This window comes from Mesorhizobium sp. USDA 3734 (assembly GCF_056279665.1).
Genome location: NZ_JBWCCW010000001.1, coordinates 1,760,826 through 1,785,119 on the forward strand (window position 1 = coordinate 1,760,826; position 24,294 = coordinate 1,785,119).

Annotated in this window: 20 protein-coding genes and 1 pseudogene; 11 read left to right on the plus strand and 10 right to left on the minus strand. The window is 62.8% G+C overall.

Annotated features, from left to right (window positions below):
- Window positions 1-33: 33 nt before the first annotated feature.
- Window positions 34-927: a hypothetical protein gene (locus tag ACZ89F_RS08395; protein ID WP_476091263.1), complete on the minus strand. Its 894-nt coding sequence runs from the start codon at window positions 925-927 to the stop codon at window positions 34-36.
- A gap of 330 nt (window positions 928-1,257) precedes the next feature.
- Between ACZ89F_RS08395 and ACZ89F_RS08400 the strand changes: the two genes are divergently transcribed.
- On the plus strand, window positions 1,258-1,539 hold the full coding sequence (locus tag ACZ89F_RS08400) for a hypothetical protein (protein ID WP_476091264.1): 282 nt from the start codon (window positions 1,258-1,260) through the stop codon (window positions 1,537-1,539).
- A 44-nt stretch (window positions 1,540-1,583) separates the two neighbouring features.
- On the opposite strand, the pseudogene ACZ89F_RS08405 reads toward ACZ89F_RS08400, so the two are convergent.
- Window positions 1,584-2,558 (minus strand): annotated as a pseudogene (locus ACZ89F_RS08405) (nucleoside hydrolase).
- Between the two features lie 115 nt (window positions 2,559-2,673).
- Window positions 2,674-4,332 carry an acyl-CoA synthetase gene (locus ACZ89F_RS08410; RefSeq protein ID WP_476091265.1) on the minus strand — a complete coding sequence of 553 codons (1,659 nt, stop codon included), beginning with the start codon at window positions 4,330-4,332 and terminating at the stop codon, window positions 2,674-2,676.
- 303 nt (window positions 4,333-4,635) lie between these two features.
- On the opposite strand from ACZ89F_RS08410, the gene ACZ89F_RS08415 reads away from it, so the two are divergent.
- Together ACZ89F_RS08415 and ACZ89F_RS08420 are read left to right on the plus strand one after the other, a co-directional pair.
- Window positions 4,636-5,718: a transposase gene (locus ACZ89F_RS08415; RefSeq protein ID WP_123150424.1), complete on the plus strand. Its 1,083-nt coding sequence runs from the start codon at window positions 4,636-4,638 to the stop codon at window positions 5,716-5,718.
- A 325-nt stretch (window positions 5,719-6,043) separates the two neighbouring features.
- Window positions 6,044-7,153, plus strand: coding sequence for a KamA family radical SAM protein (locus ACZ89F_RS08420; RefSeq protein ID WP_476091266.1), 1,110 nt, complete (start codon window positions 6,044-6,046; stop codon window positions 7,151-7,153).
- A 2-nt stretch (window positions 7,154-7,155) separates the two neighbouring features.
- Here the strand turns inward: ACZ89F_RS08420 and ACZ89F_RS08425 are convergent, their stop codons facing one another.
- Genes ACZ89F_RS08425 through ACZ89F_RS08435 form a run of 3 tightly spaced genes read right to left on the minus strand, consistent with a single transcriptional unit; the run spans window position 7,156 to window position 12,384 of the window.
- The gene (locus ACZ89F_RS08425; protein ID WP_476097245.1) at window positions 7,156-7,761 is read right to left on the minus strand and encodes a 4'-phosphopantetheinyl transferase family protein; all 606 of its coding nucleotides are present in this window, start codon (window positions 7,759-7,761) and stop codon (window positions 7,156-7,158) included.
- 47 nt (window positions 7,762-7,808) lie between these two features.
- Window positions 7,809-8,258 carry a GNAT family N-acetyltransferase gene (locus ACZ89F_RS08430; RefSeq protein ID WP_476091267.1) on the minus strand — a complete coding sequence of 150 codons (450 nt, stop codon included), beginning with the start codon at window positions 8,256-8,258 and terminating at the stop codon, window positions 7,809-7,811.
- A 13-nt stretch (window positions 8,259-8,271) separates the two neighbouring features.
- Window positions 8,272-12,384 carry a Pls/PosA family non-ribosomal peptide synthetase gene (locus ACZ89F_RS08435; RefSeq protein WP_476091268.1) on the minus strand — a complete coding sequence of 1,371 codons (4,113 nt, stop codon included), beginning with the start codon at window positions 12,382-12,384 and terminating at the stop codon, window positions 8,272-8,274.
- 737 nt (window positions 12,385-13,121) lie between these two features.
- Here ACZ89F_RS08435 and ACZ89F_RS08440 point away from each other — a divergent pair.
- The 3 genes from ACZ89F_RS08440 (at window position 13,122) to ACZ89F_RS08450 (ending at window position 14,051) form a co-directional block, all read left to right on the plus strand.
- Window positions 13,122-13,367: a hypothetical protein gene (locus ACZ89F_RS08440; protein ID WP_476091269.1), complete on the plus strand. Its 246-nt coding sequence runs from the start codon at window positions 13,122-13,124 to the stop codon at window positions 13,365-13,367.
- Window positions 13,368-13,557: 190 nt separating this feature from the next.
- On the plus strand, window positions 13,558-13,905 hold the full coding sequence (locus ACZ89F_RS08445; RefSeq protein ID WP_476091270.1) for a DUF2934 domain-containing protein: 348 nt from the start codon (window positions 13,558-13,560) through the stop codon (window positions 13,903-13,905).
- On the plus strand, window positions 13,902-14,051 hold the full coding sequence (locus ACZ89F_RS08450) for a hypothetical protein (protein WP_109660636.1): 150 nt from the start codon (window positions 13,902-13,904) through the stop codon (window positions 14,049-14,051). Before ACZ89F_RS08445 ends, ACZ89F_RS08450 begins: the two co-directional genes overlap by 4 nt.
- A 197-nt stretch (window positions 14,052-14,248) precedes the next feature.
- Here ACZ89F_RS08450 and ACZ89F_RS08455 read toward each other — a convergent pair whose 3' ends face one another.
- The 4 genes from ACZ89F_RS08455 to ACZ89F_RS08470 form a co-directional block, all read right to left on the minus strand.
- The gene (locus tag ACZ89F_RS08455) at window positions 14,249-15,400 is read right to left on the minus strand and encodes a sulfite oxidase (protein WP_476091271.1); all 1,152 of its coding nucleotides are present in this window, start codon (window positions 15,398-15,400) and stop codon (window positions 14,249-14,251) included.
- Window positions 15,401-15,704: 304 nt separating this feature from the next.
- Window positions 15,705-17,585, minus strand: a complete 1,881-nt coding sequence (locus ACZ89F_RS08460; protein ID WP_476091272.1) for a CHASE2 domain-containing protein — start codon at window positions 17,583-17,585, stop codon at window positions 15,705-15,707.
- A 6-nt stretch (window positions 17,586-17,591) separates the two neighbouring features.
- Window positions 17,592-18,125 carry a FecR domain-containing protein gene (locus ACZ89F_RS08465; RefSeq protein WP_476091273.1) on the minus strand — a complete coding sequence of 178 codons (534 nt, stop codon included), beginning with the start codon at window positions 18,123-18,125 and terminating at the stop codon, window positions 17,592-17,594.
- 157 nt (window positions 18,126-18,282) lie between these two features.
- A complete protein-coding gene (locus tag ACZ89F_RS08470; protein ID WP_476091274.1) occupies window positions 18,283-18,702 on the minus strand; it encodes a VOC family protein in 420 nt (139 codons plus the stop codon).
- Between the two features lie 197 nt (window positions 18,703-18,899).
- Between ACZ89F_RS08470 and ACZ89F_RS08475 the strand changes: the two genes are divergently transcribed.
- From ACZ89F_RS08475 to ACZ89F_RS08495, 5 genes are all read left to right on the plus strand, one after another.
- Entirely contained in the window at window positions 18,900-20,201 is a 1,302-nt protein-coding gene (locus ACZ89F_RS08475) for an ImmA/IrrE family metallo-endopeptidase (protein ID WP_476091275.1), read from the plus strand.
- Between the two features lie 318 nt (window positions 20,202-20,519).
- Window positions 20,520-21,341, plus strand: coding sequence for a septum site-determining protein MinC (gene minC, locus ACZ89F_RS08480; protein WP_476091276.1), 822 nt, complete (start codon window positions 20,520-20,522; stop codon window positions 21,339-21,341).
- Window positions 21,342-21,438: 97 nt separating this feature from the next.
- A complete protein-coding gene (gene minD / locus ACZ89F_RS08485; RefSeq protein WP_136621761.1) occupies window positions 21,439-22,254 on the plus strand; it encodes a septum site-determining protein MinD in 816 nt (271 codons plus the stop codon).
- Window positions 22,251-22,523: a cell division topological specificity factor MinE gene (minE, locus tag ACZ89F_RS08490; RefSeq protein ID WP_056591728.1), complete on the plus strand. Its 273-nt coding sequence runs from the start codon at window positions 22,251-22,253 to the stop codon at window positions 22,521-22,523. The genes minD and minE overlap by 4 nt, the downstream gene beginning before the upstream one ends.
- Before the next feature lie 226 nt (window positions 22,524-22,749).
- The gene (locus ACZ89F_RS08495; RefSeq protein WP_476091277.1) at window positions 22,750-24,222 is read left to right on the plus strand and encodes a coiled-coil domain-containing protein; all 1,473 of its coding nucleotides are present in this window, start codon (window positions 22,750-22,752) and stop codon (window positions 24,220-24,222) included.
- Window positions 24,223-24,294 lie beyond the last annotated feature (72 nt).

Genomic DNA, 24,294 nt, shown 5'->3' on the forward strand with positions numbered 1-24,294 from the left:
AGCCGGGACGGCTGAGAATTTTCTGGCGCTTGTCTAACGGCCAGCCATGTGATCGGCCAGCTCCTGGGCCTGGGCGAGAAGCGCCGGGAAGATCGGTTCGCTCGGCAGGTGCTCGCCCATGCAGGCGCGATAGTCGGCGTCTCCTTTTTCCCAGGCGACGTTGGCGGCATCGTACGCCGTTTCGTCCTTGAGGTCCGAGGCCTGGTAGGCTTCCTGGAATTTCTGGGCGGCGGCGTCCGCCGAGGCCCACACGGCGTCGCAGGCGGCGATCTTCGGTACCGGCGCTGCCGCGGGCGTCGAGGCGATCATGACGCTGTTGCCCTTGACGATGGTGACGATGACCTGCTGGTCGGGGTTGGGCCCTATGTCCTGGGCCCAGCCGCCGAGCCGCGCAAAGGCAATGTCGGCGCCTTCGGGCTTCTTCAGGGACAAGTCGAGCGTCCCCGTGAACGCGGCGTCGCTGTTGATCGCCTGGGTGTAGAAAGCATCGAGCTTCAGCGCCGCATCGATGTCGGCGGGCAGTCTGAAGTTTTCGTCGAGTTCGGCTGCCCTGGACTGGAGCCAGCGCTCGAGCAGCCCCCGCGTCGTTGCCACGAGGCTCGGGCCGTCATCGCTTTTGGCGTATCGCAAACCGTCGAGCATGCCGAATCCGATATCGGCATCGCTCAGGCTTCCGAGATTGATGGTGCCGTTTGCGGGGAAATCGGCAACCGACAAGGGGCCGATAATGGTGGACAGACGCCCTTCGAGATCGGCCAGGGCCTTCGTTCCGGCGGCATCGAGCGTTTCCACGGGTTCGTTCGCGCTTGCCATTGCCGCGATGGCGGAAATCGCCTTGTCGCGTGCTGCGATATAGTCGTCCTCCGGCGAGGCCGCGAAAACCGCGCCGGTCACGAACGCGAAGATGATGGTCCAGACCAGCCGCATGACATACCCCCTGTGGCGATCCACAAGCCGGGAGCCATCGAGCTGCTTTGCGGCAATTGCGCGGCAGCGACCCTCGAAGCCAAACATCCTGATCCGTGAGGGATGCAACCGGCCCATTAACCATCGATTAACTATCCGGTCGCCTTTGAATCAAATTTGGCGGATACTGTTTTTGGGCCGAACGAGGCTGCTCGAGGGACCTAGAAAGACAGCAATTGTCAGCGTGGCGTGCCGTTTTCGGTCGCCCTGCAGTCTGAACTCAAAGAAGAAGCGACGGACCACCGTCGCCTTGCGGGGAGGCGCCAGCATCATTTTTGATGGAGCGCCAGAATGAAGATCGAAGACGCAGTTACGGCGGTGACAGCCGAGGCCAACGCGCTGCTGTCTTGCCTCGGCCAGCCCGTCGTCGCCTACCACGTCACGGCAATCATGCGAGAGGCGGACCTGGAACACGCAAGGCAGATGCAGCTTGCCTTGATGCGGCGAAGCATCGAGGCGCTCGTCGATGACGGCCTCGAGAGTGTGGCCGCCGAACATTTTGCCTCGCAGTTCCACGGTCGCGTTGGTTTGACCTGGAGGCTGCTCCACGCGTCGGATGGCGTGGCACACTGAGGCGATGGCTTACGAAGCGACCAGGTCATAGGGGCATAGCTTGGTCACGCCTTCTGGCTGGCCAACCGCTCCAGCGCATCCACGATCAGATCACAAAACTTCGGATGGTCGAGCTTCATCGCCACGGTGTGGCGGAAATTGGTCTGCTCGCTCGCCGTGCCGCCGAAATGGTGCATGCCCCCCATCTTCTCGAAATTGCAGACCGTCATGCCCTTGGTCCACCGGCCCGCAAGCTCGACGCGGATATCGGCCTTCTCGGTGGTGAAGACGGTCGGGTCGATCATGGCCGCGACGCAGCATGCGTCATGGACGGCGGGATACTCGATCTGCAGCAGGCCGCCATGCGTGGTCGCGATGAACTCCCAGATATCGAGGATGAACTTGGCCATCGGGCCGCCGACGGCGCGCACCCGGTCCTGAAGCTCTTTGGTGGCGAGCGCCTGATGGGTGAGGTCGAGACCCACCATGGTGACGTCCCAGTTGGCCCGGAACACCACGTCCGCGGCTTCCGGATCGCCATAGACGTTGAACTCCGCCGCGGGCGTGATGTTGCCCCTGGTATAGCTTCCGCCCATGACGACGACCCGCTTCACCCGCTCGACGATGCGAGGATCCTTGCGCACGGCAAGCGCGATGTTGGTGTAGGGACCGACCGGCACCAGCGTGACCGTCTTCGGCTCATGCGCCATGACGGTGTCGATGATGAAGTCGACGGCATGGCGCTTGTCGAGCTCGAACGAGGCGGGCGGCAGCACGGGGCCGTCGAGCCCGGTTTCGCCGTGGATCTCGATCGCCAGCACCTGGTCGATGAGGAGCGGGCCGGGAGAGCCCTTCGCCACCGGCACCTTGATGCCATAGGCGGTGCACACGGAAAGCGCATTGCGGGTGGTGTTCTCGACATTGTGGTTGCCCTAAACCGTGGTGATGCCGAGGAGATCGATGTTCGGGTTGCCGGCCGCCAGCAGGATGGCGATGGCGTCATCATGCCCAGGGTCGCAGTCCAGGATGATCTTTTCCATGGTGGCACTCCCTTGTCGGCCGAACCTGTTGGGAACAAGAGACTGCCGTGCCCGCGCCGTCAAGGTTCCGGTCCTCGACCGATCCAGAGCCACTCGGGCACCCGCGCAGCTCCGCTCACCCCTTCCGCTTCTCCACCTCCGCCTTCCTCAACAGGAACCGCTGGATCTTGCCGCTTGGTGTCTTCGGCAACTCGCTGACGAACTCGACCTCGCGCGGATAGGCGTGGGCCGAGAGGCGCTTGCGGACGTGCTGTGCCAGTTCCTCGGCCAGTTCCGGGCTGCCGCTGTATGAAGGCGCCAGGATGACGAAGGCCTTGACGATTTCGGTGCGCTGCGGGTCGGGCACGCCGACGACCGCTGCCTCGTTGACCGCCGGATGCTCGATCAGCGCGCTTTCGACGTCGAACGGGCCGATGCGGTAGCCGGCCGAGGTGATGACGTCGTCGGCACGGCCGATGAAGGAGATCGAGCCATCGGGCTCGAACTCGACCGTGTCGCCAGTGCGGTAGTAGCCGCCTGCTATCGCCGGGGTTTCGGCCTGATGATAGCCGCCGAACCAGCGCAGCGGCGAGTTGGCGATGTCGACGGCGAGGATGCCGGGCTGGTTGGGGCCAAGTTCGTGGCCGGCCTCGTCGAGCACGACGATGTGGTAGCCCGGCATGGCAAAGCCGGCCGAGCCGTGGCGCACGGGGTGCGACAGGCCGTGATGGTTGTTGACCATCATTCCGTTCTCGGTCTGGCCGTAATGGTCATGGATGGGTGCGGCGAGATGGGCGTCGAACCAACGGATCACTTCCGGATTGAGCGGCTCGCCGGCGCTGCTCACCACGCGCAGGCGGCCCTTGACGCGGGCGGCCGCTTCCGCGCCTTCGGCCAGCAGCAGGCGGAAGGCGGTGGGCGAACCGGCAAGGCTGGTGACGCCGAGGCGCTCGATGATGTCGTAGGTGCTCCTGGCGGTGAAGGCGCCCTCGTTGAAGGTCGTGGCGATGCCAAGCAGCAGGGGGCCTGTGATGGCGTAGTAGAGGCCGTAGGCCCAGCCGGGATCGGCGATGTTCCAGAAGACGTCGTCGGGCCTGAGCCCGATGGCATCGCGCATATAGGCGCCGAAGGCCATCAGCGCGCTGAGCGGCACCGGCACACCCTTGGGGAAACCGGTCGTGCCCGAGGTCGACATCATCATGAATAGGTCGTCGCCCTTGCGCATCACCGGCTGGCACTCGGGCGAGGCGGCGGCAAGGGCGGCGCGGAAATCGATGTCGCCGGCCGGCGAGGGTTCGCCGGGGGCAAGGATGGTCGCAACCTCAGGGCAATCCTCCACCTCGTCGAGCTTGCCGCGATTGGCAATGTTGGTGACGACCAGCTTCGCGCCGCTGGTCTTCAGCCGGTGGTCGATGGCCTTGGGGCCGAAGGCGGTGAACAGCGGCTGGTAGACCGCGCCGATGCGCCAGGTGCCAAGGATCAGCGCCACCAGCTCGGGAATGCGCGACAGCATGCCGGCAACGACATCGCCGGGGCCGACGCCGGCCTGTTTGAGGACATTGCCGACGCGTGCGGACATGTCCTTGAGGTCATCGAAGCTGAATTCCCGCAGCTCGCCACCGGTGGAGATGGCGCGCAACGCCAGCCGATTCTGGCCGGTGTGACGGTCGCAGCATTCGATGCAGGCATTGATGCCTGTCGCGGGATCGCCGTGAAGTTTTGCGATCTCATCCTCGATGCGAAAGCGCGCAACGGCATCGCTATAGCGCGGCGGCGGCGCCGGTGTGTTGGTCATGGCAGTCCTCCCTGGCGGCGCCGCATCTCCCCATGCGGCGCTGTCGCCTGTGAGCTTGCCCGAAATTGCAGGCGTGGTCGATGCGGCGAAAGTTGGTGGATGGGAAGGTTGGTGCTTGAACACCCCCCTCTGCCCTGCCGGGCATCTCCCCCGCAAGGAGGGAGATCGGCGCTTCAATCACGGCGCTTGTCTTGCGACTTTGACGGTTGGCGAAAGCGATGGTGGCATCCAATCTCCCCCCTTGCGGGCATATGCGCTAAGATAGGTGTTGCAGCGGGGAATCGGTTGTGATTCTACGCTGCGATGACTCACGAATCGCTTGTAGATGACGGCTGGGCCGAGACGATTGAACTCCTCGGCGGTGAAGAGTTGATCACAGGGAGTGCTCGCGAGACGAGGGCGTTCCTGCGGCCGCGGGGTGTCAGGTCGGCTACTGATCTGTTGCGCCTGACGCTGGCTTATTGCCTTGGCAAGGTGGGCATGCGGGGCGTCGTGGCCTGGGCGGCGGCAAGCGGGATCGCCGACATCTCGGATGTGGCGTTGCTCGGCCGGCTGCGCAATGCAGGGCCGTGGCTGCAGCAGTTGATTGGGTATCTTTTGAAGCGCGAGGAGAAAGGCCTGGCCAAAGGCCGGCTGATCCGCATCCTCGATGCGACGGCGGTTGCCAAGGCCGGTGTGCATGAGAAGAAGAACAATGGCCTTTGGCGGATGCACTGCGCCTTCGAGCTTGAGCGCGAGCAGTTCGATTTCATCGAGATCACCGACCAGAGCGAGGCCGAGCTGATCGACCGCGTGCCGGTGATACCGGGCGAGATCCGCATCGGCGACCGCGCCTATCTGCAGGCCGAGCGGATCGCAAAGGTCCTGGCGCAAGGCGGCGACGTTCTCGTGCGCGCGGCGTGGAAGAATGTGCGATGGCTCGACGCCAGCGGCACGGCGTTCGATCTCATCGGCCACCTGAAGAGCTGCCGCGAGGAGGTCATCGAAACGCCTGTCTGGCTGGGCCTCAAGAAGGGCGATCCCCTGAAGATGCGCCTGATCGCCTTGCGCAAATCCGAGGCCGCGGCACAAGAAGCACGACGCAAGATCAACAAGGAAGCCAAGGCCAAGGGCACGCAGGTTCGACAGGAGACGCTGATTGCTGCCGGCTTCGTGATCCTTGTGACCTCGCTCGACCAGGATGAGTTTGACGCCGACACAGTTCTCAAGCTCTATCGCATGCGCTGGCGCATCGAGCTCGCCTTCAAACGTCTGAAGAGCCTGATCGGACTGCGCGCTCCCCCCGCCAAAGACCCAAGGATCGCAAAGCCTTGGATTCTTGCCCACTTCCTCATCGCGCTTGTGACCGAACCCCTCTCGCAGGAGTTTGGTGTCTCTCCCCCTTGAGCGACGGGCGCCCGCTACTGTGGCGCGCCACCCGCCAGATCGTCGCCTCTCTGATCGCAGCGATCTTTGCTCAACCTCCCTTGGCAATCCTGCGCCAAAATCTCCCTGCCTTGCGACATCGATGGCGTGAGCCACCACGAAAGCGCAAATTTCAGTCCATGCCAAAACTATCTTAGCGCATATGCCCTTGCGGGGGAGATGTCCGGCAGGACAGAGGGGGTGTGAAGGATCGCGGCGCTGACAATCTGCGGCAAAGCACGTGGTTGACCTCACCAGCCATCCGCCCGATAGCTCCGCCCCAAGCATGCCACCCCGAGAAACTCCGATGCCTTCAGACACCAACCTCCACGATGCGCCCGCCGACCCCGACACCGCCTGGCAGGCCGATGTCCGCGCCGGCGTTCGCCATGTGCGCGATCTCGCCTCCCTGCCGCTGTCGATTGCCGAACGCGCGGCGGCTCAAGGTGCTGCCGCGAACCACAAGGTGCGCGTTCCCAAAGCCTATCTCGACCTGATCGACTGGAACGACCCCGCCGACCCGATCCGGGCGCAGGTCATCCCGTCGCCGCAAGAACTTGAGGAAACGGAGGGCGAGCTCGACGATCCGATCGCCGACCATGACTTCAGCCCGGTGCCGCGATTGACGCATCGCCATGCCGACCGGGTGCTGCTGTTCCCGACCTATCAATGCGCGGTCTATTGCCGGTTCTGCTTCCGCAAGGAATCGCTGACCGCGATCGGCAGGGGTTATACGCGCGAGGCGCTGGAGCCGGCGCTGGCCTATATCGCCGGCCACCCCGACATCCGCGAGGTGATTCTGACCGGCGGCGACCCGCTCTCGCTGCCCGACAAGGCGCTGGCCGAAATCTTCGCGCGCATCGAAGCGATTCCGCATGTGCGGCTGCTGCGCATCCACACCCGCGTGCCCGTTGTACTGCCGTCGCGCATCACGCCGGGGCTGGTCGCGGCCTTGCAGGGCCGGTTGATGGTCACGGTCGTCACCCATTTCAACCACGCGCGGGAGATCACACCCGCGACCGAGATAGCCTGCCGCGCGCTGCGCCATGCCGGCTTCGTGCTGCTCAACCAGAGCGTTCTGCTCAAGGGCGTCAACGACACGGTCGAGGTGCTGGAGGAGCTTTGCCGCGAGCTGATGTACCGGCTCGGCGTCAAACCCTATTACCTCCATCATGGCGACCTCGCGCGCGGCATGGCGCACAGGCGCACGACGATCGCGCAGGGTCAGGCGCTGGCCGGCGCGCTGCGGGCGCGGCTGTCGGGCATCTGCAACCCGGTCTATGTGCTCGACCTGCCGGAAGGCGGCGGCAAGGTGCCGATCGGACCCTGCTATGTCGAGGGACGGGAGGGGGAGAGCTGGCGGCTGCGCGGGCTGGATGGGGCGGTGCGGGAGTATACGGAGATCGTTGGCGAATAACGCTACCGCGCATCACTCTCGACAAACGCCAGCACGACCACACGCGGGGTAACGCAGTACGCGAGGCTGACCTTGCGGCCTGTCTTCGTCGTCGCGTGGTCCGCGTTGAGATCGACGGTGATGTCCTCATAGCCCAGCACCTCGCGATCCAGCGGATAGACGGCCTTGTAGACCGCTTCCTTGGCGGCAAAGAGGATGCGGCCGGCAAGATGGCTGTCGGCTGCGTCCGTCCGGTCAGCGGGCGTTGCAACGAGCGCGAAGATGTCGTCCGGCAGAGGCTGCGCGGGCTCGACGTCGATACCCAGCGAGCTGAAATGGCCAACGGGCGCAACCGCCGCCACGGCCATGTCGTCGTCATGAGCGAGCGAACCGGTTATCCCTTGGGGCCAGGCGGGTGCGCCGGATGGCGTGCGCAGGAGGGCGAAGTCGTCGACGCCAAGTTCCGCCAGCAGCCGGTGCGCGATCCACCGGGCCGCGCCGCTGGCTCGCCGCATGGCCGGCTGGCGCGCGGGGATGGAATGCGCCTCTTCGGGCAGCAGATGGGCTTCATCGCCTTCGCGGATCAGGCGGCATCCGATCCGGACACCGCTCGGCGCGAGCGCAGCCATGGCTTGCAGCAGGGCTGTTTCCCCCGATGAATTCGCGGCGGGCGGCGTCAACGGTCGCCCACCGGCAGGACGGCGATCATTTCTCCGTCCTCGTCGATCCCTTGTTCCACGAAGCCGGCGGCGCGATAGAGGTGGCGTGCGGCCTCATTCTCGGGCTCGTAGCAGATCGAAACCGAGCGCACATGGGCGAGATTGCCGATCTCGCCGAGCAGGGCGCGCAACGCGGCCTTGCCATAGCCTTTGCCCTGCTGGGCACGGTCGATCATGAAGCGGTAGACCAGCGCCTCGCGCTCCGACGCATCGTACATCAGGAACCCGACGACACGGGTCCCGGCCATGACGACGCGCGGCCGCGCGTCTTCGTCGGTTTCGGCTTCTTCCAGCGAGTCCGCGTTGCTAGCGACGAAATCCATCTGCTCCGGAGCAAGCTCCAGGGCCGCGACCAGGGGTCGGTTGGCCTCGGTCACGGCAACGAGACGGATGTCCGCGGTCTTCAAGTCGATGCCTTCTTCAAGCCGACGTTGGGGAGCCATCGTCCGTGATCGGCTCGACGAAGCGATGCAACTTGGCCGGGTTGCCGCGCCATATGGAGTTGGGCTCCAGCTCTTCGCCCTTCATGACGAAGGAGTCGACATCGACCACCGAGCCTTCGCCCATCACCACGCCGTAGTGGACAAAGGCTGAAGGTCCAAGCGTGCAGCCCTTGCCGATGCGGATGAAGTCGGACTTGAAGGCGCCTTCTTCCAGCGAATGGGCCTGGATGACGCAGCCCTCGTTGAGGGTGACATCATCGCCGATCTCGACCAGGGAGCGTTCGGTGAGGTTGCTGCCGCCGTCATAGACACGGCTGCCGACCTTGACGCCCAGCAGGCGCAGGATCATCGGCCGGAACGGCGTGCCGGCGAACAGGCGCACGATCGGCGAATCCGCGAGCTTCCAGTGGCGTTCGTGGCGCCAGAACGCGACGTCGTAGATCGTCGTCATCTGCGGCTTCAGCCGGCCAAAGCCAAGGCTTGCCCGCTCGACCAGGATGTAGAACGGAATGGTGATCGCCGAGGTCAGGAGCACGGCGACGAACAGCGCGACCTCCGCCCATTCGGTATAGTAGTTCAGCGCCCGGTCCCAGATTGCCAGCGTGGCGAACAGCATGACCCATTGCGTTGCCACGAACAGAAGGATCGTCACCAGATTGTGCAGGTTCTTGTGCGGGATGCGCTGGCGTCGGTCGGCTTCGTCGACGCCAGCGATGAGTTCCTTGTCGCGGTTCACCATGCGCGGGATTTCAAAGGCAGGCGAGCCGAGAAGCCCGACATTCTCGCGCAGCGGCCCGTCGATGGGGATCATCACCTTGGTGCCGAGCAGGACGTTGTCGCCGGTGCGTCCATCCGGCGGATAGTAGATGTTGTTGCCGAGATAGTTGCGCTCGCCGATGCGCGTCGGCTCGAGCCGGAATGCGGAGGCGGACTTGTGCATGTTGATCATGAAAAGCCCGTCCGACACCATGGTCTCGCTGCCGATCTCGCACAGAAGCGGGTTTTCGTGCTGCTGGTTGGAGCCGAAATTGGAACCGGTCTGCACCACCTTGTTGAGGTTCCAGCCGATGGCCCTGATATAATACACGATGGCCGAACTGTCGCCGAACAGGAGGCCGAGCACGCGGGAATTGCTGGTGAATTCGGCGACGGTCTGCAACCAGTAGCGGAAGCCATAGAGCGTGTAGGTGCGGCCCGGCTTCAGGATCAGGTTTGTCAGGCGCGGTACCAGCGTCGCCGCCAGGAAGGCCACGGCGATGTAGCCGAACAGCGTGACCGTGGTGCCGATCGCGACGATGCCGATCGTCTCCTGATAGTCGTCGCCGACATTCTCCCAATAGCTGTGGAACAAAAGCGGCAAGGGGGTGACGATGGCAAACAGGCCGATCAGCTGGACCGCCTCGAAGAGGAAGCGCCGGATGTTGGAAGGATCGACATTGCGCACCTTGCAATAGTCCGCCGTGGTCGGCACGGCCGGCGATCCATGCCAGCGTTCGCCGTCCGGGATGCTTTGCCCGCGATGCAGCGAGGACGAATGGCCGAGCTGGGCGCCGTCGCCGATCCTGGTGTCGATGTCGAGCGTGGAGCCCACACCGACGAAGGCATCGCGGCCGATGGTCAGCGGCCCGGTGTGGATATAGCCGGACTGCGCCCGGAAGCCGAGGATCATCGATTCCTTGCGCAGGATGGTGTTGGCGCCGATGGAAATGAGATCCGTGCAGACGGGCACGGATTTCGATTCGATGACGGCGTTCTTGCCGAGCTTGGTGCCCAGAAGCTGTAGGTAGAAGCTGTAGAGCGGGCTGCCGCGAAACAGCACGACGGGTGCGGTGCGGATCAATGTCTTGACCACCCAGAAGCGGAAGTAGCGCACGCCCCAGATGGGAAACGCCTCGGCCTTCCAGCGGCCGATGAGCAGCCATTTGACGATGACGGCAAAGCCCGACATGCCGAAGAACACGGCGGCCGAAAGCCCCACGCAGCGCAGGTACAGCTGCAGCGGATCGTCGAGCGCGTCATACATCCAGTTAAGGCCGTCATTGATCGCCCACAGGGCGACATAGCTGTAGAGCCCGTAGAACATGAGCTGTGCGGCGCCGCAGGTCCAATAGGCAAAGTTCGATGCCCGGCGGGTGAGGACAGGCTCATTGGTGGCCATGGTCATCTCGTCCGCCACGCCCAGATGCCGCGCCAGGCGCGCCACGGTCGGATGCAGGTAGATGTCGCGCATCGACGCCGTCGCCCATTCCTTCCTGGTGCGCACGCGCGCGCAGAAATGCGCCATCAGCAGCGAGTTGGCGCCGAGATCGTCGAAGAAATTGTCCTCGACCGACACCGCGTCGAATTTCAGCACGGTCGCCAGCGCTTCGGCCAGGAAACGCTCGTCGTCATTGCCGGGCGGCACCATGGCGCGGTCGGCCGAAAGCCGGATGCCTGTCGGTTTCGGCAGCTGGCGCAGGTCCACCTTGTTGGAAACCGTCATCGGGATGGCAGGCAGTTCCTCCAGATAGGAGGGCACCATGTAGTCGGGCAGGCGCCGCTTCATCGTCTGGGCGAGATCGGCGCGGGAAATCGCCGGCTGGCCGGCCTTTGGCGCATAATAGGCGACGAGTTCGACGCGGCCGGGCTCGATCTCCCAGGTGGTGACGGCGGCCTGCGCGATCTCGGGCTGGTCGAGCAGCACTGCCTCGATCTCACCGAGTTCGATGCGGTAGCCGCGGATCTTCACCTGGGTGTCGATGCGCCCGGCATATTCGATCTCGCCACTGTCGTTGATCCGGCCAAGGTCGCCCGTGCGGTAGATGCGCTTCGACGGGTTGTTGGGCAGGCCGACGAAATCGGCGATGAATTTCTGTTCGGTCAGGTCCGGCCTGTTGAGATAGCCGACCGCGAGCCCGATCCCGGCAATGCCGATCTCGCCCAGTTCGCCCGGCTCGGCAAGCTGCGGCAGCGAAGCGTCGAGGATGACGATCGAGTAGGTGGGCAGCGGCGCGCCGATGGTGACCGGGCTGTCCGGCGTCAGCGCGCCCATGGTTGCGGTGACGGTCGCCTCGGTGGGGCCATAGGTGTTGAGGATCCGACGCCCCGGCTTCGACCAGCGCACCACCAGATTGTGCGGGCAGGCCTCGCCGCCGACCAGAAGCGTCCGCAGGCTGGGGACATCAGATGTCATCGAAGACAGCAGCGTCGGGCTGCAGGCCATGCAGGTGATGTCGTGTTGGCGCAGGAAGTCAGCCAGTTCCTCGCCCACCAAGGGCATCTGGCCCGGCGCCGGCACGACCGTCGCGCCGGCGACGAACGGCACCCAGATCTCTTCGGAGGAAAAGTCGAAGGCGATGGTCATGCCCTGATAGACACGATCGCCCGGCCGGTAGCCGTAGGAGGCGGCGGCGACGCGGATGAAGTTGACGAAGCTCTGGTGCCAGATGACCACGCCCTTGGGCTTGCCTGTCGTGCCCGAGGTGTAGAGGATGTAGCAGGTGTCGTCCGAAGTCCTGGCATGCGGCTTCAGCGGCGCGCCGGACTGTCTGGAGATCTCGGTGGCCGCGCTGTCGATCAGCAGATGCGGAACCGGCAGTTGACCGGCGCGTGAGGCATAGGCGGCGATGGTGACGATCAGGCTCACGCCGGCGTCCTCGATGATGAGCGTCATGCGCTCCTGCGGAAACGCGGTGGCGAGCGGCACGAAGGCAGCGCCCGCCTTCATCACCGCGAGCAGCGCGACATAGGTCTCCGCCGAACGGTCGAGGATGAGCCCGACGCGGTCGCCCGGCCGCACGCCGCGCTTGACCAGCAGGCGGGCGAACTGGTTGGCACGGCTGTCCAGCTCCCGATAGGTCCAGACGCGCCCGTCGGAGATCACCGCCGGCAAGGCGGCAAAAGTCTGCGCAAGCTGTTCGAACACCGTATCGAGCCGCTCGCCGGGCAGCCCTTGTCGGGCAAAGTCGGCGCCCGTCAGGATTTGCCCGCGCGCGGCTGTCGCGGGGGCCGTTCTTACCAGCGCATCGAGGCTTGCCAGGCCGGCTTCGGGCTCCGGTCTCACCGCGTCCATGTCCAGTCCGGCGATATCGAGACCGTGATCCATTTCCATGCTTTCCCGTCCTGGCCGGGCGACGCCCGGCGCGGCCATTCTCCCGGCCGTTGCGGGAGGCTTATGCCATCCGATCTTTTCGCCAGTTTTTCCGAACTGTTGAATATTGTTTCTGAAGTGTGTCTGGGCGCTGTTGCTGGCACGCGCCTGAGGGCTGCGAACTCAGGTCAGGCCCGACGACGGCCAGTCCGGCGGGTGGCTTTCGATAGGAATTTATTCTTGACGCTGTGCGGTCAGCCATGCTACATGTCCGTCCATGGTGCTGATCCGCGCCAGTGACCCGCCCGCACCGGCGGGTTTTTGCGTTCCATGCTTCGTCAACCAACGCGCCGGGGCCCGCTAACCCGGATTCTTGCGCTGCTCTCCCCTTGTTGGCCCTTGCGGGGGAGGGAACGCTGCCGCCCTCTCTGTGGATGTGGGGTTGCGGGTTCAAGGCGCGCGCTGACCCTCGCGGCCGGCATTCGCCGCGCTTTCCGGCCGAATTCAACGCAAAATTCCACTCTTGCAATGGTTGCTACCACGCCGGTTCCCACGCCGGCACAAACACCACGCCCCTATAAGACGCCCCAACAGCGCAGCAACGAACCAGGACGGTCGTGCGCTGACAACCTGCCGCCGCGGATCCCTTGGGGATCGCGGCTGGCCGGTTTCGCCCGAAGAGCAAAAGACAGCCTCATGAACGCGATGCGGGCGGCGCGTCGAGGCCGATGTCAACTTTCAAAAGATGGAGACTTGAAATGAAGAAGATCATTCTCAGCATTGCCGCGTTCCTGTTTGCCTCCGGCATGGCTTTTGCCGGCAGCGACCACTTTGGCTCGGACTTCGTCCCTGCCGCCGGCAGCTATCCGAACACCCATTCGATGGTGTCCGGCGGCGCGGTCGACATGAGCGTCACCAAGAGCGCTACCGACAGCGCGGTGGAGGGCAATGCGACCTCCGGCATGCCTGCACCGGGCTATGGCCAGGGCATCTGGGGCCGCTGACACCAAAGCCGGCCGCCACGGCCGGCATCCAGGCGGCGGACCGCCGCCTGGATCATCTCGCCCGGGCTCTGCCCGGCGCCTTGCGTTATCCTGACCGCCAGCGACCCGACGCCGGCCAACGATCACGCAAATTTTTTGGATCGTTCGGATCGGCGCGGCGTTCTTCCCTGACGCAACCGGAGGAATGATCATGGGCGACGAACGGCACGAGAAAATCCAGCAGCGCGCCTACGAGATCTGGCAACGCGAGGGAGGCCTTCACGGCGACCCGGAGCGGCACTGGCACCAGGCCGAGGCCGAGATCGACCGGGAGGCGGCGCTGCCGCTGACGGCAGGCGATGCACTGCCTGAAACCGGCGAGATCGCCAGCTCCGACGTGCTGGAGGTCGAGGCGCTGGCGGTGCGCACCGGCATATCGGGCGACGAGGCGCAGGCGCTGATCGACAGGCTGGGCAGCGACCGCGCCGCCGTCGAACAAGCCGCGCGCACCCTCAAGACCAAAAGGCGGCGAAGCACTGATGAGGGACAAGCGAAATGATCCGAAAACTGAAAGGTGGAAAATACCGCCTCTATTCGCGCAAGAAGGACGAAAAGACCGGCAAGCGGCGCAACCTGGGCACGTTCGATACCCGCGAGGCGGCGGAGAAGCATGAGCGCGAGGTGCAGTATTTCAAGCGGCATTGAGGAGGCATGGTTGGCACACCTTTCAACCGTCCTCGCGAGGTCACGTCAGGTACCGAACAGCAGCACCTGGCCGCCCGCGCGGTCCAACTCGCGGCGTGAGCACGATGCACCGCTGACCGAATTGTCATGCCGCGTTGCCGCGTTGGCATGACAATTTTCGCCACTGCGCTGGCCTCCCGCAGGCTTCCCGGCTCTCCTCAAGCGATCTTGACGCGCCGCGTGACCTGGCCATTGCTCTCCCAGTATGTGTGCTTCCTGGCGATCAAGGGATCGTCCATTGCCGGTTGGACCTGTCCCGTGGTGCTGACCGCGCGCGAGGTCACCGTGTGTTCTCCCGGCGAGGGGTTTGCCCAGGGCAGGGACCAGATTTTCCAGGCGTGTTCGGCCTCCTCACTATGGTCAATGGTCGCCGGCGCCCAGGGCGCTTTATCGATCTGCACTTCGACCCGGTCGATCGGTGCCCCCCAGGCTGCCCCGACGATGGCGTAGTCCGAGCCTTTCCGGGTAACCTTCGCGGGCGCCGACTTCAGCAGCGCCCGGCCCACCGAGGTCTCTGCCCATACGGTCTCGCCATTGTGGTCTTCCTCCCGGATGGTGACATAGTCGCGGGCCATCAAAAGGCTCATGAACCTTGTGTCGCGAACCTCGATGCGCTTCAGCCACTTGACGTTGGCGATCCCGTACCAGCCCGGAGCAATGAGCCGCAGCGGGGAACCGTTGGCCGCCGGCAAGGCGGCGCCGTTCATTTCATAACAGAGAAGATTATTGGGATTCATCGCGTCGGCGAGCGACATGCTGCGCGCGAAATTCTGCTTCATCTTCACGTCGCGTATTGCGACCTCGCTTTCGTCAGTACCGAAAAAGACGACCTCGATGCCCTCTTTCAGAACGCCGGCTTCCTCGAGGATCGGCGCCAGCGGCGTCCCTGCCCATTTGGCATTGCCGATGCCGCCGGTGAAGAAGGGAAAACCGTGGTTGCCCGAGCATTCCACCGTAAAAACCACCTCCTGGCGCGGTCGCGCCTTGATGTCGGCGAGCGTCAGCTTCAGGGGCTTCTTGACCAGGCCCTCGATCCCCATGGACCATGTCTTCTCGTCGATCGTCGGCCGATTGAAATGCGAGATGCTGAAGAACTTGTCGTTTGGCGTTATCCAGCTATCCAGATCCTCCCAGACAAGCTGCGTCTTGATACCTTCCGGATTGGGGTTTTCGGTCGGCTGATCCAGCCACGGAACAACTTCCTCGCCCGCCTGTGTTGGAAAAGCGTAAGCGCGACGCGAGAGAGCAGTGATCGCGACAAGAGCAGCACTTCCTTGAACAAGAAATTCCCTGCGTTGAAAGCTATGCATGTTGATACCTCCCAGTTGATCCGGAACAGGCTGCAACGTGCGTTAGGCCGTAGCCTGATCACGGATAGGCGACAATAAAAGTCCTGCCCATCCGGAAGTATCCGGGTAGGTCAGACAATCACCGACGCACCTCAAGCATGTGAAGCGTTGGGCGAAACTCTAGCTGCGTTTCGCAATCCAAGAGTGCGCTTTTGAAAGGGACATGTCCACAACTTGGACGGGACATGACAATTTTGTGGCATTCCAGAGCGATCTCCTGTCGCGCCGGGATCATTGCTGCTCAGATCGCACAGGCCGGCCTTGGTCAGGGCCTGATCTGCCGCGGCGTCCGTGCACTCTGCCAAAACCAGATCGCGAGCGCGCCGGATCGTCCACGGATCTGTGTTTCCACAGGTCCTCTCATTGTGCCGGATTTGAACAACGCGCAGTCGCGGCCGGCGACATCGAGCATTTTGTCACTCACCGCGACGTCGGCATTCTGGTCGGCCGCGATCTCCATCAAGCGACTGGCAACGTTGACTGTGTCACCGATGGCCGCGATGTGCTGACGGCCTTCGCCGCCGAGCCGGGAGGCCACGATTGTTCCGTGGTGGGCTCCGATCTTGAAGCCGAGCCGGGATGCGGTCGATACAGGCAACGAGGCGAGCCAATCGTTGGTGCGGCTGGAGAGCCCCACGCAACAGCGGGCGGCATTGGACGCGTCATTCGGCGCTGGTTCCGGCAGACCGAACAGGATCATGGCTCCGTCACCCATGAAACTCGTGACGACGCCACCGCAGCGCGTCACTTCTTCGTCGACCAACGCATGAAAATTGTTCAGGAGTTCGCGTGTGGCGACCGGCCCCAAGGATTCACTCAGTCCGGTGAAGCCGGACAGGTCGATGAACAGGATGGCGGCGTCTCCCCGGACGGGGTCCGAGAGGAAGTCGCCATGCTTGGCGAGCCACTCCCCCATGCCCGAGGCTTCAACGCGTTGAAGCAATTGGCTCTGCGTTGCGAAAAATTGGGCCCGGCTCCTGCCCAGCCAAAGCTGCGCGGCTCCAAACAAGATAGAAGGCGGAACGGCGGCGGCCATCGGCAACGCGGCGCTCAGCCAGATGTGGTGCGAGAAAGCGGTCATGTTGACCACGAACCAGATCAAGACCACGCCGGCGATCGCCGCGAGGCCGCTGGCGTTTCGCCGCCATGCCAACAGCCCCACGAGAATCATGGGCAGCACCGTTGCAAAGCCGGCATCCGCAAGCCGGACATTCTGGTCCCGCACTGTTGCGTCGCCGGTCATCAGATGGGCAATCGCCGTCGACATGACTTCGACGCCCGGGAGTATGGGATCGAACGGTGTCGGGAAGACATCGCCGGTGCCGGTCGCGGTCGCTCCGATCACGACAATTCTATCCCGGATGATGCCGGGATCGAGTTGGCCCTCCAGCACGGCCGCCGCGCTGATCGTGCGGATCGTGCCGCGAGGGCCGTAGAATGTCAGAGGCAGGATGTGACCAATGTCCGTCCGGATCGGCCGTCCGCTTAGGGATAGATGATCGGGTGCGATTTCCGGATCCTCACCCGCCGCCATGGTGGCGACACGCAAGGAGAAAGACGCTTCCAGATGGTCTCCCGCCCGAAACAGCAACGGCACGAAGCGAGGCGTTCCCGTCTTGTCGGTGACCACGTTGACGACGCCGACAGCGGCGGCATCCGAGAACGCTTTCAGGGGCCACAGGAACCGCTCGGCATTCGGCACGCGGGCGAGGGGCCCTTCGCCCTCGGCCATCGTCCATTGTTCACCCGCGGGGTAGACGGCCGCGGCAGCGATGACGCTTCTGCCCCCGCTCAGCGAACGCGCGAGCGCCTCGTCGTTGTCTTTTGCCCCGGGGTCGACCAGCAGCAGGTCGAGCGCAATGGCTTTTGGTCCAAGGCCAGCTATCGTATCGACAAGCCGGGCAAGCGTGGTGCGGCTGAGGGGATATGTGCCCTCGTGGCGCACCGCTTCATCGTCTATGGCGACAATGGTGATCAGCTCTGGTGGCTTTGCCGTTCCTCGAACGAGCGTTCGAAGGTCGGTCATCGTTGCTTCGACGCGATCGAGAAACCACAGATGACCGCGCCAGTGCGCGAAGCCCAGGCCGGCGCCCCAAAGACCTGCCAGGATGAGCGCGATCAGCGTCGGAAGCGCCCGCCTGCTCACCGCGGCTCACAGGCCGAAACGGGCCAGCAACCCGGAAACGCGCTTGGCGGGCCAGCGCTTGACGGTCAGTGGTGCCGTTCCGGGCTCGACGTCGACGCCTTCGCCCGGCGCCAGCACCACACCGGCATCGGACGCCGACCTGTGCACGGCGACGCGACCCCTGAGGACGAAGACAGACGTCTTGCCCTCGCCAGTGTCGACCGCCCATTTGGTGCCGCGCACCGCGGCGATCGCCTGCGGGGTGACGACCGCGAAGCCACCCGGGACCGAGCCGGCCGGAGCATCGAGCAGCAGCGCCTTGCGCCGCAACCTCACCGCATCGGCCTTGCCGTTTCGATCGCCGTCCTCCAGTCTAAAACGAGCGCCCTCTTCCACAATGATGGTGAGGCCCTTGCGACATTTCAGGATCTGCCGGGCCGTACCGGCCACCGGCTCCAGCCTGCACCCCGCGTCCTGCGCCAGGGCGGCATCCACCCGGAAGACACCGGCAAACAGACCAGCCGCCATAAGGCTGCGGAAAAATCGGTCGCTTGCGTTCATCGACGTCCCCCTTGCTCCTTCGAAATCCGCGACAAGAAAATCTTGCCGGCGCCAGCCCGGCAGCATCCTTGCGAACTGGCGCTTGCAGCCGTGTTGCGCCGAGGGATGCCGACCGGCGATCCTAACACGACAACCCTGCTCCGATGGAGTAATTATGTCAGTCCGCCTCGTCGCCAGAAGGCATTGCGGAAATGTCCATCCACATCGCGCCCACGGCATGGCCATCGGGATCAGCGAGGTCGCGGGTATACATGAGCCCATGATCTTCGATTGGATTGATGTCGGCGGTGCCACCGTTTGCGGCAGCCGCGGCGGCCATCGCGTCGACCGCCTCCCGGCTGTCCAGCGACAGCGCCAGCATGACCTCGCTGGACGTTGATGGCGGGATGGGACGCGTAGTCATGGTCTGCCATTTTTCACGGCTGAGCAGCATGAAGTTGATGTCTTCACTCCACACCATTCCCGCAGCCGTCTCACTGGTAAACCTGGGATTGTTCTTGAACCCGAGAGATTCATAGAACGCCATGGATGCCTTCACATCGGTCACCGGCAGGCTCACGAAAATCTTCTTGCTCATCGACTATTCCTTTGGTTGTCGAGACCAGCGAATGGCGCCTGCTTTAAGACGGTTGACCGCCTGCGGATCCGACACCGCATCTCAACTTTTTTAAATCGCCAGCGCAGCGGCGTGCCACGCAAGGCGCCACCAAATTAGGAGTATCAAAGTAGCAGGAAAAATTGGATCATAACACTTGTCTAATTTGAGGACCTCTCGTGAATACAGCGGAAAAAGGTGATGATCTAGAGGCCAGGTTTTATGAATATCTCGTCGAACAAAAAATCAAAGGCGAGCTCGTATATGGACTCTATCCACCAGAAAGTTGCAAGGTATTTTATAAGAAAGGGTATCATTGCAATGAAAGAATGGCTGATGTTCAATTCGATATTGTGATAGAGATTTATCAGAAAGGCAGGAACAAACCGTTTTCTTATGTTGTTTTTGAATGCAAAAACTATGAAAACACCATCCCAGAGACGTGCGTAACTGATTTTTCGGACAAGCTGGCGCGGATATTCAGGCATGCAGCCAAAGGTGTGTTAGTCGTATCTTCACGTTTGCAATCGGGTGCAGAGAGCGTTGCCCGCAGCAGATCCATGGGGATCGTGAAATATGACCAGGCCGGACTCGAAGTCGTAGCCGACCGCAGAGTCCGTTATTGCTTAGAGAACCGCTTCGTAAAATCACAAATTTTTCAAAGCGAACGTCCTGTCAAGGCTCTAAAATTCTCAGCCTTTCATGACGGAAGGTTCTTCGGCACCCTCAATGATTTTCTTCGCGGCCTTGAATTAGGACCAGCCTTCAATGTTGAAAGTGAGGATGAAAAGACCAGAGTATCTGTGCCCTATCTCCCCGCTGAACACATAGAAAAATCGGCCGATGAGATATTGGAGAAGGTGGGTTACAAGCTTGGCCCAGTCGACCTCACGAAGGTTTGCTCGGTTCTATGCTTAGACCTTCAGTTCAGCGAAAATTTTGTTGAGCATGAGGACGGAACACCGATACTCGGTTCGGCAAATTTTGATCGTAAATCGATCCAAATCAATTCTCATGCGAACAAGGGCCGAGAACGTTTTACGCTGGGGCATGAGATAGGTCATTTTTGTTTAAGGCATGACAAGTATCTACGTTCAGAGACAATTGTTGAACGGGATTTATTTATTAGTAGGGAGGCTGGTGGTGGAGATTTTGATTTTGAGCGTCTCGAATTACAAGCCAATTACTTCTCTTCCAGTATTATTTTGCCTAATAAAATATTCCATGCTGCGGTTGGTCTAGCTCGGAAAAAATTTGACATCCGAGATCGAGGGCATGGCTACATATTCGTTGATGACCAGGCGTGCAACTTTATTCCCTACGGTCAATTGCTTCAAGAATTATCGTCATACTTTGAGGTCTCAAAGCGGGCGACCGAAATAAGATTGAAAAACTTGGGTTTGTTAACTGATCAGAGGACGGTAAACCAAGCCTCCTCGACTGCGCAGCTGTTGGAACATATTATTAGACCTGGGCGGTGAACTACCTTCGACTGGCCGTACAGGGGCACGCGCCAACAACGCTTGGACAATGCAATGCTCGCCTTAATAAAAAACGAATCAGTTGTCCGACCGAAATGGGGTCTTCCGCAGAACGACAGCGATCCGCTGAGATCGCATAAATTGCGGACAGTCCGCTCTCGCCCCTATAAGACATCCAGTGCGTCGCCGGGTAGCGGCCCAACTGGCTTTTGGCCGACCTTCTAGTTCTCGGCACAGTAGCCAAGCTCCCCCACCCCGTTAACCATTCGTTAACCATTCCCTCGCTAGCGTTTACCTATCAGTAAGGATTCGCAGCCCGTGACTTTTTCCGCTCCCCTCGAGGCCAAATCCATTCGTTTTCGCGCCCGCTCTTTCGTCGCTTTCACATTGACTCCGGAAGATCCCTTGGCGGCCTGGCTGGAGGGGCTGGATCACTGGATCGGCAACTCGCCGGGCTATTTTGCCGGCCGGCCGGTGGTGCTTGATCTCAACACCTTGAAGCCCGATGTCGCCGCGATCGAATCGCTGGTCGATGTGCTTGGCCATCGCGGCATCCGCATCTATGCCATCGAGCTCGACGGCCACACCGCACTCGAGCCCAACCTGCCGCCGGTGCTGGTCGGCGCCAAGGAGGCGACGACGGATGGGTTGCTGCCCCGCAAGGCGCGGGCGGAGGGTTTCGACAAGGCCGAGGGCAGGGCGCTTGAAGATCGCGGGAATGCGCGCGCGGACGCGGGCAGCGCGGATAAAGCCGGCGGCGGCAAGGCTGACGCAAGCAAGGCGGGCGATAGCGAGCCGCAGGTTGAAGCTTCCGGCACGCTGATGATCAAGGCGCCGATCCGCTCCGGCCAGGCGATCGTGCATCCGCATGGCGATGTCATCGTGCTGGGCTCGGTCGCGTCCGGTTCGGAGATCATCGCGGCGGGCTCGATCCATGTCTATGGCACGCTGCGCGGGCGCGCTTCGGCGGGTGCGCTGGGCAACAAGGGCGCGCGCATCTTCTGCCGCAAGAACGAGGCTGAGCTTCTGGCGGTCGACGGCTGGTACGTGACGGCCGAGGAGATGGAAGGTGTTTCGCGCGGCAAGCCGGTGCAGGCGTTTCTCGACGGCGAGAGCCTGCGGGTTTCGACGCTGAGCTGATTTCGACATTGGGGCGGCCGAGGGCCGTCAAGAACACGATATTGGGCGGCCGGGCCGCCCGGCAACAAAACAAATGAACAACAACGGAGGCTTTTCAATGGGCAAGGTAGTGGTGGTCACCTCGGGCAAGGGGGGCGTCGGCAAGACGACCTCGACGGCGGCCCTTGGGGCCGCGGTCGCCAAGACCGGCAAGAAGGTGGCCTTAGTCGATTTTGACGTCGGCCTGCGCAACCTCGACCTGATCATGGGCGCCGAACGCCGCGTGGTGTTCGACCTCGTCAACGTCATCCAGGGCTCGGCGAAACTCTCGCAGGCGCTGATCCGCGACAAGCGGGTCGAGACGCTGTTCCTGCTGCCGGCCTCGCAGACGCGCGACAAGGATGCGCTGACCGAGGAGGGCGTCGGCGAAGTCATCGACAAGCTGCGCTCGGTGTTCGACTACGTGTTCTGCGACAGCCCGGCCGGCATCGAGCGCGGCGCGCAGCTCGCCATGCGCTTTGCCGACGAGGCGGTCATCGTCACCAATCCGGAAGTGTCGTCCGTGCGCGATTCCGATCGCATTATCGGCCTGCTCGACGCCCGCACCATGAAGGCCGAACAGGGCGAGCACATCGCCAAGCATGTGCTGGTCACCCGTTACGATGCTGCCCGTGCGTCGCGTGGCGAAATGCTGTCCATCGACGACGTGCTGGAAATCCTGTCGGTGCCGCTGCTCGGCATCATCCCCGAGAGCCAGGATGTGCTGCGCGCCTCCAATCTCGGCTCGCCGGTGACGCTGTCGGAGCCGCTCAACGCCGCTGCCCGCGCCTATCTCGACGCCGCCAGGCGGCTCGAGGGCGAGGACCTGCCGGTCGTCGTGCCGTTCGAACGCAAGGGTTTCCTCGATCGTCTTTTGGGAAGGAGGGCGGCATGAGCCTGCTCGACATCTTCAAGCGGCGCTCCAGCGCGCCGGTGGCGCGCGAGCGGCTGCAAGTGCTGCTCGCCTATGAGCGCCGCAACCGCAGCCAGCCCGACCTCGTCTCCATCCTGCGCGAGGAGATCATGGCCGTCATCGCCAAGCATGTGCAGATCGACCAGGATTACCTGCAGGTCTCGATGGACCGCGGCGAGACCATGTCGACGCTGGAGATCGACATCCAGATCCCCAACAAGAGCGCCGTGCCGCTGGCGATGGCGGGGTGACTAGCAAGATTTGGGTTCCTCTCCCCCACTCCGTGGGGCGAGGAACCCAGGTTCTGCAAGGCCAGCGCCGAACCCTCACGTCGCGTCGCTCGCGGCATCCAACCCCCAAATGTCCCAAATTTACCTTGCCGCCAACGGGGGCTTCCCCTGTGCGGTCAGCGGATGTAAGGTCATGTTAGTAATTCGTTAAGTACCGAGTTGGGGTAGGCGTAAAAGGAGTTCGGACATGAACTTCAAGGGCTTGATCAAGCGGGCTGAAGACGTAGACAAAGCATTCCAGGAACTGCAGATCGATCTGGCCGATGCGCTGGATTCGGATCTCGGCGCCGAGGGCCAGGCGCCGCCAGAGAGCGACACTGTCGCGGATGCCTCGGATCAGGCGGCAGGACCGGACGACGCGCCGCCCGAGGCGAATGCGGCAAATTCGGATGGCGCGGACAATACGGATGATGCCGATACGGGCAGTCCCGAAAACGCGCCACGGCTGACCCCCCATACCCAGACCCGGCTGGCTGCGTTGAGTGCCTTCGAAGGGCTCTTCCACGACGCCAGGGATTATCTGGACGAGATCAACGGCAAGCTGTCGGAGATCGCGACCTCACACCATTTGACGCGCGAATTCCTCAACATCCTGCACAACGACATTCTTCGCGCCAACGAGTTCGAGCTTGCCAATGCGGGCCTCGGCGCGGAACAGAGAACGCTGTCGGAAAAGCTGCACGACGCGGTGAGAAAGCTGCGCGAGCGTGAGGGCGCTTTCGAAGCGCTGCAGCAGCGCGAGACAAGCCTGGTTCAGGACAGGGAGGCGCTTCGCGCAGCGCTTGCCGCGGTCAGGCTGGAGCTTGTGGAGACAGCCAATGCGAGCGCAAAACGCGACGCGGAGTTCGGCGACATCGCCAAGCGGCTGACCGCCAGGACGGTCGAGGCCAACAGGCGCTTGCGCGAGAGCAAGATGCTGCGCGAAAAGCATGTCAGCCTGTCGATCGAGCTCGACAAGGCGCTGAAGCGGGAATCCCAGGCGCGCCACAGGCTCGACGAGCTCTCGACGATCCATGCCAGCGAAGCAGCGCGGCTTGCGGAACTGCTGGCCGCGCTGGGCAAGAGCGAGAAAGAGGAGATGCGACTGCAGAAGGCGCTCGAGGCCGCGCAGGCGAAGTTGTCGGAAACAACCGAAGCGACCCGCATGATGGAGAGCGACAGGGAAGCCGAGCTGGCTCGCAGTCAGGCGGAAATGCGCGGGTTGCGTTCGGAGATCGAGGACCTGCAATCGCGACTGGAGCAGGCCTCGAACGAGAACAGCGAGGCCGCCAGCGAAATCGCCAGGCTCAAGAGCGAATTGAACGACACGCTGGCCGAAAAGAAAATCGCCGACGAAAGATTGTCCGCTCTCACGCATGAGAACGAAAACGACAAGATGAGCCTTTCCAGGTTGAACGCCGATCTTTCACAGCTGACGCTGCAACAGGCATCGGAACAGATACAGCTCGATGTCCAGAGGCAGGAATGCGAAGACCTCAGGGCCGAAATCGAGTCACTCAATGCCCGGGTCAAGGAATTGCTGCCCTACGAGCGGCTGCACAAGGCCACCAACGGCAGATCGCGCGAGAGCGGCGTGGTCGAGATTGCCGGCGTGGTGGCGGAGAAGGCACGGGCAACGGGCAGGCGGCGCATCCGCAGGAACCTCCGCGCGGCGACGTAGCTCACGTCGTCGTTCCAGCGTTTCCGCGACGTCGCTTCGCTCCGCTTCCATGAATTCGTCAAGCCCATAACG